Consider the following 13,982-nt stretch of genomic DNA (forward strand, 5'->3'; position numbering starts at 1 on the left):
TTCTGGCGGGGTCAGTGCTGTGGCTTGGGCTCGGCGGCGGCCTTGGCGGCCTCGACCTCGGCCTGCAGGCGCAGGGCTTCGATGAGTTCGGCCTCGGCCGTCTTGTCGGTCAGGCGGCCCATCGGGTCGGGCCCCTCGCCGCGCAGGAATGCGATGCGCTTGATGAGCTCGGACCAGCCCTGCAGCATCAGCAGCATGAAGCCCACCGGCAGCGCCGCCCACACGGGCCAGCGGATCAGGCCGCCCGAATTGCCCGAGGTCTCGCCCGACTGGTACATCTGGAGCACCACCGGCGTCGACAGGTACAGCACCGTGAGGCACAGCGGCGTGAGAAAGAAGGCGAAGCCGATGATGTCGATCCACACCTGCTTGCGTTTGGACAGGCGGCTGTTGACCACGTCGATGCGCACATGCTCGCGGTGCAGCAGCGTGAAGCCCGCCGCAACCAGGAACGACCAGGCGAAGAGGTACCACTGCACTTCGAGGAACGCGTTCGAACTCATGTTGAAGACCTTCCGGACCACCGCATTGAGTGCGCTGATCACGGTGGCCGCCAGGATGAGCCAGATGGCGTATTTGCCCACTTGGGCATTGAGCCAGTCAATGGCCCGGGACAGCTTGAGCAAGCCTTGCATCACATCTCCATCTTTGTATTGGAAGCCCCCGATACGAATGCACCCGACGCACCGGCGTTGTGCGCCGATGGGTCGGGTGCGGGAGGGCGGGCTGAATTCTAATGAACTACCCAGGGGAATACCTTCAGGGGCTACCCGCGGGACGGTGCCGATAATGCGGGCCATGGCCCAGGCACCGCGCTCCGCATTCGATCCGGCGATCTCCGTGCCCGCCGGCATCGATTCGCCCGAGATGCATCGGGCCGGGCGCGACCTGCTCTCACTGGCGCTGATCGACGCGCGCAACCACACGCTCCACCTGCTGTCGCTCTACGAACAGGCGCTGGGCTCGGCCAGGCTGCCGGTGCCCGCGGGCGAGCCGGACGTGGTGCCGCCGCTCTGGCTCGCCGGGCACATCGGCTGGTTTGCCGAATGGTGGATCGGCCGCAACACCCAGCGTGCCTTCGGCGCCGACTGCCCGGTGCGCCCGACCCGACTCGCCGCCATCGACCCGCAGGCCGACGAATGGTGGAACCCGGCGCAGCGCGGGTCGTCGGACCTGCCCGACCTGGCGCACACCCGGGCCTACCTGCTCGAGACCCTGGAGAGCACGCTCGAACTGCTCGAGCATGCGGCCGAGACCGATCCGGGGCTCTACTTCTATCGCCTGGCGCTGTTCCACGAAGACCTGCGCGGCGAGCAGTTCATCGTGATGGCGCAAACGCTGGGGCTGCCGCTCGGCATCGGCCAGCCGCCAGCCGCTGTGGTGCGCGAGCCGCTGCTGCTGCCCGCCACGCCATGGGCGCTCGGCGCGGGCGAGGGCGGCGGCTTCACCTTTGCACAGGAGACCGGCCTGCAACGCCTCGAGGTGCCCGAATTCGAGATCGACGCGCAGCCCGTGACCTGGAGCCAGTACATCGAGTTCGTCGACGAGGGCGGCTACGACCGCGAGGCGCTCTGGCATCCCGAAGGCTGGCGCTGGCTCGGGCAGCAGGCCGAGGGGCGCCGCAGTCCGCGCCACGTCGAGCAGATCGGCGCGGCACGCATCGGCACCGGCGGCGGCTCGGTGCTGCAACACCGCTTTGGCGCCACGGTGCGCGCCGCGGGCCATCAAAGCGCGGTGCACCTGAGCTGGTGGGAGGCTGATGCCTGGGCGCGCTGGGCCGGCCGGCGCATCGCGACCGAGGTCGAATGGGAGATCGCGGCCCACACTGCCGCGCGGCGCGGCTTCCGCTGGGCCGATGTGCACGAATGGACGGCGGGCACGTTGCGGCCGTGGCCAGGCTTTCGCGCCGATCCCTGGAGTGCGGGCAGCGAGTTCGACCCCGTGCCCGCCTTCGGCCGCGCGCGCGTGCTGCGCGGCGCCTCGTTCGCGAGGCGCGCGCGGCTGCGGTCGCTGCGGCGGCGCAGTTTCGCGATGCCCGAACGCGACGACGGGTTCTTCGGCTTCCGGACTTGTAGCCTGTGACCCGCCACCCCCGAACAGGTCAACGGCCGTGCGGGCCTGTCGACATCGGCGGCGCCACTTCCTCGAGCGGCCTGCGTTCGGCGTCGGCCGCATAGCGCAGCGCCAGCAGCCCCGCCACGATGACCAGCACGGCACCGATCGCGTAGCCGACCGTCACCGCGCCGCGGCTGCCGGTCTCGATGAGCATGCCGAACAGCAGCGGCGCCACGAAGCCGCCCGCGCCGGTGCCGATGGCATAGAAGATCGCGATCGCCATGGCGCGCATCTCGAGCGGGAAGACCTCGCTGACCGTCAGGTAGGCGGAGCTCGCGGCGGCCGAGGCCAGGAAGAACACCGCCGACCAGCACAGCGCCTGGCTGCGCGCGTCGAGCCAGCCCATCATGAAGGCCCAGCCCGTGAGCGCGAGGCCGATGCCGGCCAGCACGTAGGTCAGCGCGATCATCCTGCGCCGCCCCACGCTGTCGAACAGCGGCCCGAGCAGCAGCGGACCCAGCACGTTGCCGAGCGCGAACGGAAAGATGTAGAGCGCCACGTTTTCCTCGGCCACGCCGTAGAAGCGCGTGAGCACGAGCGCGTAGGTGAAGAAAATCGCGTTGTAGAAGAAGGCCTGCGACACCATCAGCGCCATCGCGACCACGCTGCGCGCGCGGTAGCGGTGCAACAGCACCTGCGCCACTTCGCGCAGGGTGGGGCTGCGGCGCTCGCCGCCGTAGGCCACGCGGCTCGTCGAGGGGGCCGGCAGCGGCCCATGCTGCACGCGCACCTCGGCCTCGATGCGCTCGACGATCGCGAGCGCCTCGTCGGCGCGGCCGTGCGCCACCAGCCAGCGCGGGCTTTCGGGTACGTCGCGCCGCACCAGCAAGATCGCCACCGCCAGCACCGCGCCGAGCCCGAAGCCCACGCGCCAGCCCCAGACCGGCCCAATCACCTGCGGATCGAGCAGCACCAGGCTGAGCCCGGCGCCCAGTCCGGCGCCGACCCAGAAGCTGCCGTTGATCGCGAGGTTCACGCGGCCGCGCACGCGCGCGGGGATGAGTTCGTCCACCGCCGAGTTGATGGCCGCGTATTCGCCGCCGATGCCCAGGCCGGTGACGAAGCGGCAGACCGCGAAGAACGCGAAGTCGGGCGAGAACGCGGTGGCGAAGGTGCCCAGCGTGTAGACCACCAGCGTGACGAGGAACAGCTTCTTGCGCCCGAGCCGGTCGGTGAGGCGGCCGAACAGCAGCGCGCCGATCACCGCGCCCGCGATGTAGACCGAGCCCGACAGGCCGATCTCGGTGGCGCTCAGGCCGAGCGTGTCGGGCCGTTCGAGCACCGCGCCGATCGATCCGACCAGCGTCACCTCGAGCCCGTCGAGAATCCAGGCGACGCCGAGCGCGATCACCACGCGCCAGTGCCAGCGCGACCAAGGCAGGCGGTCGAGCCGCGCGGGGATGTCGCTGTAGAGGGTGTTGCTGCTGCTTTGGTCGGTCAATGCGCTCCGTGCTCCTTCTCACGTTGAAAGGTCCACCAGGGCAGCAGCGCGCGCAGCGACTGCACTTCGCCGCTGCCTGCGGTCTCGTAGCCGGGCAGCGTGCCCAGCAGGTGCTGCCACCCGGCGCTGCGCAGCACCTGCACCAGCGCCTGCACGGCGGGCTGGTCGAGCGCCGACTTGAGGCAGGCGAGGTGGTAGCGCTCGTGCACCAGCGGCACGAAGCCCAGGCCTTCGGCATCGGCCGCCGATGCGAGCCCGAGGCCCACGTCGGCCTGGCCCGATGCCACGGCATGCGCCACCGCCGCATGCGAGGTCTCGCAGCGCTCGTGGTAGCCCGCGAGCGCGGTGCCGTCGAGCCCGGCCTGCGCGAGCAGGTCGTCGAGCAGCACGCGCGTGCCGGTGCCGATGGCGCGGTTCACGTAGCGCGCGCGCAGGCGTGCCGCGTCGGCCAGCGAGCGCAGGCGCAGCGGATTGCCCGGCGCCACGAGCAGCCCCTGCGTGCGCCGCGCAAAGCCGATCAGCTTGTGCTGGCCCGGCTTGAGCAGCGGCTGGTAGGTGCGCTGCGCCAGCGAGCCGCGCGGCGGGTTCTCCAGCGTGTGGAAGCCCGCCATCACGCAGCGGCCCTGGTTGAGCGCGCGGATCGCGTCCACGCTGCCGGTGAAATGGATATCGAGCTGCAACTGCGCCGTGCCCGCCGCATGGGTGCGCAGCAGCGCGAGCGCGTCGTCGTGGCTCGCCTGCAGGCTCAGCACATGGGTGCGGTCGTCGAAGGCGAGCGCGAAGGCGCGCTCGAGTTCGGCATGCAGCGCCTCGATCTGCGGCGCGAGCCGGGCCTGCGCCTGGCGCTCGGCCCACAGCAGCTTGTCGCCGAATTCGGAGAGCTGCGCACGCTGGCCCTGTTCGCCCTGCACCAGCGGCCGGCCCAGCGTCTGCTCCCACGTGCGGAGTTCGCCCCACACATGGCGGTACGATAGCCCCAGCGCGCGCGACGCGCCCGATATGGAGCCATGCTCGCGCACCGCCTGCAGGATCTGCATCAGCGGATTGCGGATCTGCCGCGGTCCATGGCGGCGCGGCCGGATCGCGTAGGAAAGGTCGATCTGTTGCACGGGGCGGCGGAGGGTGGAGGCCGGCCCATTATGCAGAGCCGCCTCCGCCGGCGGGTGTCGGCCTGCGCCGCGCGGTGCGCGGCGTCCCTCTATTGCGTTTCGGCCAATGCGTCGGCCAGCGCATTGACGAGGCGGTCGATCTCGGCCGGCTCGGCGATGAACGGCGGCGCGAGCTGGATCGTGTCGCCGCCGTAGCGCACGTAGAAGCCCTTCTTCCAGCAGTTCATCGCGATCTCGTACGGACGGCGTGCCGGCTCGCCCGGCAGCGCGGCGATCGTCAGGCCCGCGGCCAGGCCGTAGTTGCGGATGTCCGTCACATGCTTGCTGCCCTTGAGGCTGTGCACCGCGTTCTCGAAATGCGAGGCCAGCGCCTTCACGCGGCCGATCATGTTTTCCTTCTGCAGCACGTCGAGCGCGGCGATGCCGGCCGCGCAAGCGACGGGGTGCGCGCCGTAGGTGTAGCCGTGCGGAAACTCGAGCATGTAGTCGGGGCCACCGGCCGCCATGAAGGTGTCGTAGATCTCCTTGCTCACGATCACCGCGCCCAGCGGCTGCGCACCGTTGGTCACCTGCTTGGCCACGTTCATGATGTCGGGCGTGACGCCGAAGGCCTCTGCACCCGTGAGCGCGCCGCAGCGGCCGAAGCCGGTGATGACCTCGTCGAAGATCAGCAGGATGTTGTTGGCGGTGCAGATGTCGCGCAGGCGCTTCAGGTAGCCCTTGGGCGGGATCACCACGCCGGCCGAACCCGCGAAGGGCTCCACGATCACGGCCGCGATGGTCGACGCGTCGTGCAGCGCGATCAGGTCGAGCAGGCGGTCGGCGAGCTCGGCGCCGTGCTCGGCCATGCCGCGCGTGAAGGCGTTGGCCGCGATCTGCGTGTGGGGCAGGTGGTCGGCTTCCACGCCCTGGCCGAAGAGCTTGCGGTTGGCCGCGATGCCGCCCACCGAGATGCCGCCGAAGTTGACGCCGTGGTAGCCCTTCTCGCGGCCGATCAGGCGCGTCTTGCCCGCCAGGCCCTTGGTGCGCCAGTAGGCGCGCGCCATCTTCAGCGAGGTGTCCGCGGCCTCCGAACCCGAGCCCGTGAAGAACACGTAATCCAGGCCCGCGGGCGTGAGTTCCTTGAGCTTGTTGGCAAGCTCGAAAGACAGCGGATGGCCGAACTGGAAGGCCGGCGAATAGTCGAGCTTCGCGATCTGGCGGCTCACCGCCTCGGTGATCTCGGGGCGGCCGTGGCCCAGGCCCGAGCACCACAGGCCCGAGAGGCCGTCGAAGACCTTGCGGCCTTCGCCGTCGGTGAAGTAGGCGCCCTTGGCTTCCACGATCATGCGCGGATCGGCCTTGAACTGGCGGTTGCCGGTGTAGGGCATCCAGTGCGCGTCGAGCCAGGCGGCGTCGGTGCGAAAGGCGGGCGTGGGATCGGCGGCAGGGGCGGCGAGGGTCATGGCACGGGCTCCGGGAGTGAGTGGGATGCGCCCCATTGTTGGCAACGCCGTCAGTGTGGAGAATGGCGCAATATCAATGTTCACTTGACGATTCATGCAAGTAAAGGGAAAGAGCCGAAGTCGTGCGGTGCTGGGCCAGCTCAGCGACATGGACCTGCGCCTGCTGAAGGTGTTCAGGAGCGTGGTCGACTGCGGCGGCATGGCGGCGGCGGAGCTCGAGCTCAACATCGGCACTTCCACGGTAAGCCGCCATGTCAAGGACCTCGAGACGCGGCTCGGACTGGTGCTGTGCCGACGCGGCCGTGCGGGCTTTGCGCTCACGGCCGAGGGCCAGCGCGTGTACGACGAGACGCTGCGTTTGCTGGCTTCGGTCGACGCGTTTCGCGGCAGCATCGACGACATTCACAACCGCATGGGCGGCCAGCTCGACGTGGCGCTGTTCGACAAGACAGCGACCAATCCGAAGGCGCGCATCGGCGACGCCATTGCGCGATTCAACCAACTTGCGCCCGAGGTAAACCTGGCCGTCCACGTGGGCTCGATCAACGCGATCGAGCAGGGCGTGCTCGACGGCCATTTTCAGATCGGCATCATCCCCGCGCACCGCGCGTCGAAGAGCCTGGTGTATGCCGACCTGTTCGACGAGACGATGCTGCTGTACTGCGGTGCCGGGCATCCGCTCTTTGGTGCGAGCCACGCGAAGCTCACCTGGACCCGGTTGCGCGAGCATCATTTCGCGGGCCTGGGCTACCACTCGCCGAACATGGAGTTGAGCCACCGCGCGAAACTCTCGCGCAAGGCCACGGGCTTCGACCAGGAGGCGATCGCAACCCTGATCCTGTCGGGGCGCTTTCTCGGTTTTCTGCCCGACCACTACGCGCAAGTGTTCGAGCAGCGCGGGCTCATGCAGGCCGTGCTGCCGGCGCGGTTCAACTATGCGTGCCGGTTCGTGAGCCTGCTGCGCAGGTCGCCGAAGCCTTCGCGGGCGGTGCTGGCGTTTCAAGCGTGCCTGGAGGAGGCGCATTGCTGAATGCGATGTCGTGCAGAAAGTAAAACAAAAGCGTGTATACGTCACGCGGTGGACGCCTTCTTTTCGGGCTGCGGCCAGAGCCTGGATTAGGCTTGCGCTCCCTCCAGAAACCGCGCGACAGACCCGTTCGCCAGCTCCCACAGATGCCCATCCCGCGCTACAAGACCTTCACCGCCTCGCTCGTGCTGGCGGCTTTCGCTTCGAGTTCGCATGCCGCGGAGATCGGCGTTCAAGCCACCGACCCGGTGGTCAGGAAAGCGCTTCCGTCCGGTTCGGGCATGACCTGGCATGCGGGGAAGTACTTCGTCGTGGGTGACGATTCGCCCTATCTGTTCGAGCTGAACCGCAAATTCGCGATCGTCGACAAGACCCTGCTGCAGGACTATCCGCTCAAGAAGAACGGCCGCATTGCCAAGAAAATCAAGCCTGACCATGAAGCGATGGCCACCGTCGCATGGAACGGGGCCGTCTGGAACCTGATCCTGGGTTCGGGCAGCAAGCAGGGAACGCGCGAAACGGGCCTGCTGGTTGCCGTGAATGGCAAGTCTGTCGCCCATGTGCGGGACATGGCCGGGCTCTACCGCGACTTCGCCGCCCTCGCGGGCTTCGAGGCCGGCCAGACGGTCAACATCGAGGCCGTGGCGGTGGCCCTTGACGCGGTTTACTTCTTCAATCGGGGCAACGCCGGGCAGAACATGCTCTTCAAGGTGACGCTCGCCGACCTCATGGCCTACATGACCGGCCAGGCGAGCCGCATCGCCGACATCCGCCGGTACGTGGTGCAGCTGCCGCGGCTAGGGGGACGCGAGGCAGGGCTCTCGGGCGCCGACCACTGGCCCGAGATCGACAGCCTGGTCTACAGCGCCTCGGTCGAGGGAACCGACAACGCCTACGACGATGGCGCGGTGCTCGGCAGCTTCCTGGGGTTGATTCCGCTGTCCGAGCTGGACGATGGCGCGCCGCTCGACCTGACCCAACGCGCGCAGCGCCTGCTGTCGAAGGGCGGGGTGCCACTCAAGACCAAGGTGGAATCCATTGCGCTGACGCACACGGAGCCGCGCCAGGCCACCGCGGCCTTGGTCAGCGACAACGACGACGGCACGAGCGAGTTCTTCGATGTCGTCTTGACCCTGAAGTCCGCGCAGCGACGCTGACCGCGCGGGCCTGCGCGCCTACCGCTGTCCCCCACTGGGCAGCAGCAAATGCTTCGCCCCGATGTGCGCTTCCATCTCGTGCATGTGGGCCTCGGCGTCGACCATGTGCTCGGCCATGAGCCGGCGCACCTCGTCCGCATCCTCCTTGCGGTAGGCCGCGAGCAGCTGCGTGTGGTAGTCCACGTTGGTCTCGCCGAAGTGGTGGTGGTCGAGCGCCTTCTTGTAGACCACCAGGTCGCGCAGCAGGTCGTTGAGGAAGCGGCACATGAACGAGAGCACCGGATTGGGGCAGCGCTCGGCCAGCATGGTGTGAAAAGCAAGCTCGGCCTCGCGCTGCGTGCGCAGCTCGTCTTCGTTGGTGGGCTCGATGGTGCACCGGCGCACGTTGGCCTCCAACTGCTCGAAGTTCTCGGGCGTGAGCCGCCCCACCACGCTCACGGCCAGCTCCGGTTCGAGCGCCTTGCGCAGCTGGTAGATGTGGTGCCCGTCGAGGTGATGGAAGTGCAGGAAGTTGCGCAGCGGCTCCGACGCATGCTCGACCGACACCTGCTGCAGGTAGGCGCCGCCGCCGGGGCCGGTGCGGATCGCCACCAGGCCGCGCACCTCCAGCGCCTTGAGCGCCTCGCGCACTGTGCTCTTCGAATAGCCGAACAGTTCGATCAGCTCCTTCTCGTTCGGCAGCCGGTCGCCGGGCTGCTTGCGCTCGGCCACGATCCAGCGCTTGACGTCCTCGACGATGACGTCCGAGAGCTTTTGCCGCCGGGGGCGGCGCTGTCCGAAGCTGTTGGCATCTGGCGGCGGGGGTTTCATACGTGAACGAATGTCATGGGCGAACGGGGGGCGCGGCGAATTTTGGCATGGGCATTGCTAGCGGGTTTTTACCAGCATATTAATCCTATTTATCCGCTTAAATTGCCCGCACACGGAGCAGCTTCACCGCTGCGCTGATCCACCACCGACCGGAGAACACCATGCAACGCAGACACCTCCTTCAACTCGCCGCCATGTCGGCCACGCCCGCTTCCCTGTTCGGCAGCGGCGGCGCCTGGGCCCAGTCGGCCGAGGCGATCCGCTTCGGTTGCCCGGTGCCGATGTCCGGGGCCTTCGCGGCCAACGGCAAGTACGCCGACCTCGGCATGAAGCTCGCGATCGAGCAGTACGGCAGCGTGCTCAAGCGCCCGCTCGCCTACACCGTGCTCGACACCGAGGGCAAGCCCGCCACCGCCGTGCGCAAGGTGCAGGAAGCGCTGCAGCAGGAAGGCACCAGGTTCTTCGCAGGCGGCATCCTCTCGTCGGAAGCACTGGCCATGGGCAAGCAGGCCGAGAAGTCCGGCGGCCTGTTCATCACCACCGCGGGGGCCGACGAAATCACGGGCCAGGACTGCAACGCAGCCACCTTCCGCTGGTCGGTGCCCACCTTCGGCGCGGTCGAGCAGACGGTGCGCCCGCTGATCGCGAGCATGCCCAAGGCCAAGCGCTGGTACACCATCACGCCGCAGTACGTGTTCGGCGAAGGCTTGCTCAGCGCCGCCAAGAACATCTTCCAGGAGAAGGGCATCGAGCACGTGGGCAACAGCTACCACTCGCTCAACGAGAAGGAGTTCAGCGGCTACCTCACCAACGCGCTCGCCGCCAAGCCCGACGTGCTGCTGCTGCTGAACTTCGGCGCGCAGTCGTCGGCGGCGCTGCGCCAGGCGGTGAGCTTCGGGATGCACAAGAACATGACGATCCTGATCGCCTGGGCGTCGGGGCTGGAGCAGTTCGACGAACTCGGCGCCGACCTGTGCGACGGCGTGTACTTCGGCGCGCAGTACTGGCACACGGTCGACTCGGCGCTCAACAAGGACCTGGTCAAGCGCACGGCCGACAAGCTCAAGATCGTGCCCAACTACAGCCTCGCGGGCTCGTACGTGTGCACCAAGATCCTGATCGACGGCATCGTCAAGGCCGGCAACGTCGACCAGAAGGCCGTGATCGCGGCGCTCGAAGGCCTGAAGTACGACGGCCTCACGGGTGCCGAGGAAATCCGCAAGGCCGACCACCAGGTCATCAAGGACTACTACCTGCTCAAGGGCAAGGCCAAGTCGAAGATGAAGGATGCGGCCGACTACGTGGACGTGGTGAGTTCGGGCAAGTCGTTCCTGGCCCCCGACAAGACCGGCTGCAAGCTGGGCTGAGCACGCAAGGAAACCGACGCGCCCCATGTCCGTCTACCTGCTCCAGACCATCAACGGCATCGGCATCGGGATGCTGTATTTCCTGCTGGCCGTTGGCTTGTCCATCGTGTTCGGCCTGCTGCGCTTCGTCAACTTCGCGCACGGGGCGTTCTACCTGCTGGGCGCCTACCTCTGCTTCCAGGTGATGCAGTGGGGGCTCGACTTCTGGCTCGCGCTGGTGGTGGTGCCGGTGTTCGTCGGTGCGCTCGGCTGGCTGGCGGAAAAGCTGCTGCTGCGCCGCGTGTATGCCAAGCCGCACGAGTTCCACATCCTCGTGACCGTGGGGCTCGCGCTCGCGGTGCAGGAGATCGTCATCGTCGTCTGGGGGCCGCTGGGCAACAGCGTGCCGACGCCCGACCTGCTGCAGGGCGTGGTGATGTGGGGCAGCTTCATCTATCCGAAGTACCGGCTGTTCGTGATCGGCTTCACGGCCGTGCTCGCGGTGCTGCTGTGGTGGGTGCTCGAAGGCACGCGGCTGGGCAGCGCGGTGCGCGCGGGCAGCGAGTCGACCGAGATGGTGTCGCTGCTCGGCATCAACGTGTTCCGCGTGTTCAGCCTGGTGTTCGCGCTCGGCGCGGCCACGGCCGCGCTGGCCGGTGTGCTGGCCGCGCCGATCCGCGGTGCCGAACCGTTCATGGGTGTCGAGGCGCTGGGCGTGGCGTTCGTGGTGGTGGTGATCGGCGGGCTCGGCAGCTTCGGCGGCGCGTTGGTGGGCGGCCTGCTGATCGGCATCGTGCAGAGCCTCATGAGCACCCTCTGGCCGCCGGGCGCGAGCCTGATGATCTACATCGCGATGGGCGCCGTGCTGCTGCTTCGTCCACATGGCCTGCTCGGCCGGAGGGCCTGACCGCCATGTCGAAAAAAATGACGTTTCTCCTGGCGCTGATCGTCGCCGCGGGCCTGCCGCTGGTGCTGCGCTCGGGTTCGCTCGCGAGCGAGGTGCTGATCTACGCGCTGGCCGCGCTGGGCTGCAACCTGCTGCTGGGCTACACCGGGTTGCTGTCGTTCGGCCAAGGCATCTTCTTCGGCCTGGGCAGCTACACCATCGCCATCCTTCTCACGCGGCTTGCGCTGCCGATGCCGCTGGCATTGCTCGCGGCCATTGCCATGGGCGCGCTCGGCGCGGCGGTGGTCGGCTGGGTCGCCATTCGTCAGCGCGGCACCTACTTCGTGATGCTCACGCTGGCCTTCGCGCAGATGTTCTATTTCGTGGCCTACACGGCCTCGGGCCTGACGGGCGGCGACAACGGCCTGCTCGACGTGCCGCGCCCCGCCTTCATGGACACCCCCTGGAAGTACTACGCCTTCGTGGCCGTGATGTTCCTCATCGCGTTCGGCCTGCTGCTGCGCGTGACCGATTCGGTGTTCGGTCGCACGCTGCTGGCCATCCGCGACAACGAGGACCGCGCCGCTGCCGCGGGCTACAACCTGCGGCGCTTCAAGCTGCTGGCGTTCGTGATCTCGGGCGCTGTCACCGGCCTGGCGGGCGGCCTGCACGCGATGATGACCGGCATCGCACCGCTGTCGAACGCCGAGTACCACACGAGCGAGATGATCCTGGTCATCACCGTGATCGGCGGCACCGGCAACCTCTTCGCGTCGGTGCTCGGGTCGGCCTTCTACGTGCTGCTGGCCGACTGGCTCTCGACGCTCTGGCCGCGCTGGCTGTTGCTGCTGGGGCTGCTGCTGATCGCGGTGAGCATTGGCATGCAGCGCGGGCTCTGGGGCCTTGGCGAAGGCGCCTGGCGGCGCGTGTTCCGCAAGGCACCGCCTGCGGCCCGGCTGCCCGACGCACAAGGGGAAAAAGCATGAGCGAGGTGCTCATCGAAGCGATCGGCGTCACCAAGCACTACGGCAAGTTCGCCGCGCTCGGCGGCGTCGACCTGAAGATCAGGGCGAACACCGTGCACTCGGTGATCGGGCCCAATGGCGCGGGCAAGACCACGCTGTTCCACATGCTGACGGGCACCGGCACCACCACGGGCGGGCGCATCCTGTTCGATGGCCACGACGTGACGCGCGAGCCCGACCACCGGCGCGTGCAGCGCGGCATGGCGCGCTCGTTCCAGGTCACGAGCCTGTTCGCGAGCCTCGCGGTGCGCGAGAACCTTCGCGTGGCCGCGCAGGGCGTGGCGCCGCGCCAGGCCATGAACTGCTGGCGCGCGCCGGTCGGCGAGCGTGCCTGCACGCAGACGGTGGACGAGGTGCTGCAGCGCGTCGGCCTCGAGCGCATGGCCGACACGCCGGCCGGCGCACTGTCGCACGGCCAGCAGCGCCGCCTCGAGGTGGGCATGGCGCTGGCCGCCCGACCCAAGGCGATCTTTCTCGACGAACCGACCTCGGGCATGGGCATCGACGACCTCGACGACATGAAGCAGCTGATCCGCGGGCTGCGCGACGCGCACACCGTGGTGCTGATCGAGCACAACATGAACATCGTGATGGACATCTCCGACACCGTGACGGTGATGCAACTGGGCCGCGTGCTCGCCGAAGGACTGCCGGGCGACATCCGCGCCGATGCGCGCGTGCGCAGCGCTTACCTGGGCAACATGATCACCGGAGGAAAAGCATGAGCGCCGTTTCTTGCTCCCTCTCCCCCTGGGGAGAGGGCAGGGGTGAGGGCAACGGCCTTCGCACATGCACTGCCCCTGCCGTCGCCGCTGGCCCTCACCCCAGCCCTCTCCCCAAGGGGAGAGGGGGCAGCAGCCAGGCCATGGCCGATTCTCGGGGAACGGAGGCGACCCGATGAGCGCGAACATCCTCGAAGTCGAGTCCCTGCACGCCCACTACGGCAAGAGCCATGTGCTGCAGGGCGTGTCGCTCACGGTCGGCGAGGCTGAGCTGGTCACGCTGCTGGGCCGCAACGGCGCGGGCAAATCGACCACGCTCAAGAGCATTGCGGGCGCCGTCACGCCGAGCGGCGGGCGCGTGCGCTTCCAGGGTGCGGACGTCGCGGGCCAGCCGGCGCACCGGATCGCGCAGCGCGGCGTGTGCCTGGTGCCCGAGCACCGCGGCATCTTCAAGCTGCTGACGGTGGAAGAGAACCTCATGCTCGGCCAGCGGCGCGACTCGCGCTGGCAGTTGGGCGACGTGTACCGCATCTTCCCGCGCCTGAAGGAGCGCCGGCGCAACGGCGGCGGCCAGCTTTCGGGCGGCGAGCAGCAGATGCTCGCCATCGGCCGTGCGCTGATGAACCACCCGCGCCTGTTGATCCTTGACGAGCCCGTCGAAGGCCTCGCGCCGGTCATCGTCGAAGAGATCGTCGCCCAGCTCAAGACCATCAAGGCGGCTGGCGTGGCGATCCTGCTGGTCGAGCAGAACCTCGAGGTCTGCGTGCAGCTGGCCGACCGCCACTACATCCTGGAGCAGGGCGTGGTCGTGCACGAGGCCGGCAATGCGGCCTTCATGGCCGACCACGAGGTGAAGGACCGCTACCTGGGCGTGGGCCTTGCCTGAAGCTTTCACCCGC

General features: G+C 68.3%; 13 protein-coding genes. 8 read left to right on the top strand and 5 right to left on the bottom strand.

All coding sequences use genetic code 11. The features are described 5' to 3' along the window. Positions 1 to 11 precede the first annotated feature (11 nt). The gene (locus tag AC3A6J_RS09900; protein ID WP_487859755.1) at positions 12 to 635 is read right to left on the bottom strand and encodes a TRAP transporter small permease subunit; all 624 of its coding nucleotides are present in this window, start codon (positions 633 to 635) and stop codon (positions 12 to 14) included. Positions 636 to 798: 163 nt separating this feature from the next. Here AC3A6J_RS09900 and AC3A6J_RS09905 point away from each other — a divergent pair, with 163 nt between their 5' ends. Then, on the top strand, positions 799 to 2,082 hold the full coding sequence (locus tag AC3A6J_RS09905) for an SUMF1/EgtB/PvdO family nonheme iron enzyme (protein WP_487859756.1): 1,284 nt from the start codon (positions 799 to 801) through the stop codon (positions 2,080 to 2,082). A gap of 19 nt (positions 2,083 to 2,101) precedes the next feature. Here AC3A6J_RS09905 and AC3A6J_RS09910 read toward each other — a convergent pair whose 3' ends face one another. The 3 genes from AC3A6J_RS09910 to aptA all read right to left on the bottom strand — a co-directional run bounded on the left by AC3A6J_RS09910 (position 2,102) and on the right by aptA (position 6,110). After that, positions 2,102 to 3,556: an MFS transporter gene (locus tag AC3A6J_RS09910; protein WP_487859757.1), complete on the bottom strand. Its 1,455-nt coding sequence runs from the start codon at positions 3,554 to 3,556 to the stop codon at positions 2,102 to 2,104. Then, on the bottom strand, positions 3,553 to 4,665 hold the full coding sequence (locus AC3A6J_RS09915) for a substrate-binding domain-containing protein (RefSeq protein WP_487859758.1): 1,113 nt from the start codon (positions 4,663 to 4,665) through the stop codon (positions 3,553 to 3,555). Before AC3A6J_RS09915 ends, AC3A6J_RS09910 begins: the two co-directional genes overlap by 4 nt. A gap of 89 nt (positions 4,666 to 4,754) precedes the next feature. Further along, on the bottom strand, positions 4,755 to 6,110 hold the full coding sequence (gene aptA / locus AC3A6J_RS09920) for an omega-aminotransferase AptA (RefSeq protein WP_487859759.1): 1,356 nt from the start codon (positions 6,108 to 6,110) through the stop codon (positions 4,755 to 4,757). Positions 6,111 to 6,204: 94 nt separating this feature from the next. Between aptA and AC3A6J_RS09925 the strand changes: the two genes are divergently transcribed. Next, positions 6,205 to 7,140 (top strand): LysR family transcriptional regulator, encoded by a 936-nt coding sequence (locus AC3A6J_RS09925; RefSeq protein WP_487859760.1) that lies wholly within the window; start codon positions 6,205 to 6,207, stop codon positions 7,138 to 7,140. 143 nt (positions 7,141 to 7,283) lie between these two features. Continuing rightward, a complete protein-coding gene (locus tag AC3A6J_RS09930) occupies positions 7,284 to 8,294 on the top strand; it encodes a DUF6929 family protein (protein WP_487859761.1) in 1,011 nt (336 codons plus the stop codon). Positions 8,295 to 8,312: 18 nt separating this feature from the next. Here the strand turns inward: AC3A6J_RS09930 and AC3A6J_RS09935 are convergent, their stop codons facing one another. Next, positions 8,313 to 9,104, bottom strand: a complete 792-nt coding sequence (locus AC3A6J_RS09935) for a FadR/GntR family transcriptional regulator (RefSeq protein ID WP_487859762.1) — start codon at positions 9,102 to 9,104, stop codon at positions 8,313 to 8,315. 161 nt (positions 9,105 to 9,265) lie between these two features. Between AC3A6J_RS09935 and AC3A6J_RS09940 the strand changes: the two genes are divergently transcribed. The 5 genes from AC3A6J_RS09940 (at position 9,266) to AC3A6J_RS09960 (ending at position 13,969) form a co-directional block, all read left to right on the top strand. After that, complete coding sequence (locus AC3A6J_RS09940; RefSeq protein WP_487859763.1) at positions 9,266 to 10,471, top strand: ABC transporter substrate-binding protein; 1,206 nt, start codon at positions 9,266 to 9,268, stop codon at positions 10,469 to 10,471. Positions 10,472 to 10,496: 25 nt separating this feature from the next. Then, positions 10,497 to 11,357: a branched-chain amino acid ABC transporter permease gene (locus AC3A6J_RS09945; RefSeq protein WP_487859764.1), complete on the top strand. Its 861-nt coding sequence runs from the start codon at positions 10,497 to 10,499 to the stop codon at positions 11,355 to 11,357. 5 nt (positions 11,358 to 11,362) lie between these two features. Further along, a complete protein-coding gene (locus tag AC3A6J_RS09950) occupies positions 11,363 to 12,322 on the top strand; it encodes a branched-chain amino acid ABC transporter permease (RefSeq protein ID WP_487859765.1) in 960 nt (319 codons plus the stop codon). After that, positions 12,319 to 13,086, top strand: a complete 768-nt coding sequence (locus AC3A6J_RS09955) for an ABC transporter ATP-binding protein (protein WP_487859766.1) — start codon at positions 12,319 to 12,321, stop codon at positions 13,084 to 13,086. The genes AC3A6J_RS09950 and AC3A6J_RS09955 overlap by 4 nt, the downstream gene beginning before the upstream one ends. A 172-nt stretch (positions 13,087 to 13,258) precedes the next feature. Next, positions 13,259 to 13,969 (top strand): ABC transporter ATP-binding protein, encoded by a 711-nt coding sequence (locus AC3A6J_RS09960; protein ID WP_487859767.1) that lies wholly within the window; start codon positions 13,259 to 13,261, stop codon positions 13,967 to 13,969. The last annotated feature ends 13 nt before the right edge of the window (positions 13,970 to 13,982 follow it).

The organism is Variovorax sp. Soil_C_39 (assembly GCF_057656815.1).

What these genes read in the sequence shown, in the direction of transcription:
- AC3A6J_RS09960 (WP_487859767.1), top strand. Translation starts at nt 13,259, where the DNA reads ATGAGCGCGAACATCCTCGAAGTCGAGTCCCTGCACGCCCACTACGGC.
- AC3A6J_RS09925 (WP_487859760.1), top strand. Translation starts at nt 6,205, where the DNA reads ATGCAAGTAAAGGGAAAGAGCCGAAGTCGTGCGGTGCTGGGCCAGCTC.
- AC3A6J_RS09945 (WP_487859764.1), top strand. Translation starts at nt 10,497, where the DNA reads ATGTCCGTCTACCTGCTCCAGACCATCAACGGCATCGGCATCGGGATG.
- AC3A6J_RS09905 (WP_487859756.1), top strand. Translation starts at nt 799, where the DNA reads ATGGCCCAGGCACCGCGCTCCGCATTCGATCCGGCGATCTCCGTGCCC.
- AC3A6J_RS09930 (WP_487859761.1), top strand. Translation starts at nt 7,284, where the DNA reads ATGCCCATCCCGCGCTACAAGACCTTCACCGCCTCGCTCGTGCTGGCG.
- AC3A6J_RS09900 (WP_487859755.1), bottom strand. Translation starts at nt 635, where the DNA reads ATGCAAGGCTTGCTCAAGCTGTCCCGGGCCATTGACTGGCTCAATGCC.
- AC3A6J_RS09950 (WP_487859765.1), top strand. Translation starts at nt 11,363, where the DNA reads ATGTCGAAAAAAATGACGTTTCTCCTGGCGCTGATCGTCGCCGCGGGC.
- aptA (WP_487859759.1), bottom strand. Translation starts at nt 6,110, where the DNA reads ATGACCCTCGCCGCCCCTGCCGCCGATCCCACGCCCGCCTTTCGCACC.
- AC3A6J_RS09955 (WP_487859766.1), top strand. Translation starts at nt 12,319, where the DNA reads ATGAGCGAGGTGCTCATCGAAGCGATCGGCGTCACCAAGCACTACGGC.
- AC3A6J_RS09940 (WP_487859763.1), top strand. Translation starts at nt 9,266, where the DNA reads ATGCAACGCAGACACCTCCTTCAACTCGCCGCCATGTCGGCCACGCCC.
- AC3A6J_RS09935 (WP_487859762.1), bottom strand. Translation starts at nt 9,104, where the DNA reads ATGAAACCCCCGCCGCCAGATGCCAACAGCTTCGGACAGCGCCGCCCC.